The following is a 1,246-nucleotide window of genomic DNA, read 5'->3' as shown; positions in this document are numbered from 1 at the left end:
TCGCGGGCGGCACGCTCGAGGTGTGCGATGACGGCTCGGTGCCCGACGTGCACGCCGTCGAACTTGCCGATGGTGACGGCGCTCGGGCCGAACCCGTCCGCCACGTCGGCGGTGTCCTCGTAGAACTGCACGGTGGCTCCTACTCGCTCGCCGGGGCGGTGGACGAGGACGCAGCCGGTGCCGACGGCTCGGTGACCGCGGTGCGGTGGTGCTTGCGGAGCCACCAGAGCCCGGCGATCGGCAGCACGAGCGGCGCGAAGGCGTAGCCCAAGCCGTAGTACGACCAGATGGTGTCGTCGGGGAACAGCTGGCGGTCGAACAGCGACAGGGTGCCGATGACGAGCACGCCGGTCATCTCGAACACGATCGTGACGCAGGCGACCCGGTACCAGAACCGGCCGGGCACGATCAGGGCGATCATCGCGACGATGTAGACGACGGCAGCGATGGCACTGAGTGTGTACGCGAACGGTGCGAACGAGAACTTCTCGATGATCTGCACGACGCTGCGTCCGGTCGCCGCCAGCGCGAGGATGCCGTACACGGCGATGAGGACGCGGCCGATGCCGGTCGCGAGTGAGGATCTGGTCGCCATTGCACCGATTCTACCGACGCGCGGCTGCGCGCATGACCTCCGGCGTCAGTTCAGCGCGAACCAGATCTGGTACATCCGGTAGACCATCACCGCGACGGTGAAGGCCCCGGCACCGAGCACCACGGTGCTCCACTTCGTGCGGTCGATCAGTGCCCACACGACCGCGGCCGGTGGGACGAGCAGTACCGAAACGGCGTACACGCCGAACTCGAGCGCGTTGCCGTCAGGCGGGCTGCCCGTCGCCGGCAGCACGATCGAGATGACGCCCTGCGCAAGGAGCAGCAACTCGATGAGCACGAGGGCGCCGACGGTGTAGTCGTTCGGCTTCCAGCCGATGAACCCCACGACGACCGCGAAGAGCCCCACCACGACGGCGAGCACCAGCTGCACCCACATGTACCACTCGATCACGCGCGGGCTCCGGTCTGCGAGGAGGACGACGCACCGGGCGTCGGGAAGTTCGTGATGACCCGGAGCAGTCCGCGGCGGACGGAGACGAGGCCGACCAGCCGGTCGTCGGACGCCGTGACCGCTGCCACCGGACCGTCCGAGTCGGGGTGCTCGGCCGCGACGCGCTTGCCGTCGGTGAGGTCCTTCGCCGAGGCTGCGTCGAGCGTCACCGACGAGAAGAGTCGCCGGGCGATGTCCGCG

At 68.9% G+C, this 1,246-nt stretch carries 2 protein-coding genes and 2 pseudogenes; all 4 read right to left on the bottom strand.

Annotated features, from left to right (window positions below):
• Nucleotides 1-131: pseudogene (locus BIU91_RS18010) on the bottom strand (bifunctional riboflavin kinase/FAD synthetase); the annotation flags it as partial.
• Nucleotides 132-139: 8 nt separating this feature from the next.
• Nucleotides 140-595 (bottom strand): hypothetical protein, encoded by a 456-nt coding sequence (locus tag BIU91_RS00030; protein ID WP_071403708.1) that lies wholly within the window; start codon nt 593-595, stop codon nt 140-142.
• A gap of 45 nt (nt 596-640) precedes the next feature.
• Complete coding sequence (locus BIU91_RS00025) at nt 641-1,006, bottom strand: hypothetical protein (RefSeq protein ID WP_071403707.1); 366 nt, start codon at nt 1,004-1,006, stop codon at nt 641-643.
• Nucleotides 1,003-1,246, bottom strand: a pseudogene (locus BIU91_RS00020) (tRNA pseudouridine(55) synthase TruB); the annotation flags it as partial. The pseudogene BIU91_RS00020 and the gene BIU91_RS00025, both read right to left, overlap by 4 nt.

Source organism: Curtobacterium sp. MMLR14_002 (assembly GCF_001864975.1).
Lineage (GTDB): Bacteria > Actinomycetota > Actinomycetes > Actinomycetales > Microbacteriaceae > Curtobacterium > Curtobacterium flaccumfaciens.
This window is presented reverse-complemented; position numbering and strand designations above follow the sequence as displayed.

Excerpts from the sequence above, each read along its gene's own strand:
- BIU91_RS00030 (WP_071403708.1), bottom strand. The coding sequence starts at position 595 with ATGGCGACCAGATCCTCACTCGCGACCGGCATCGGCCGCGTCCTCATC.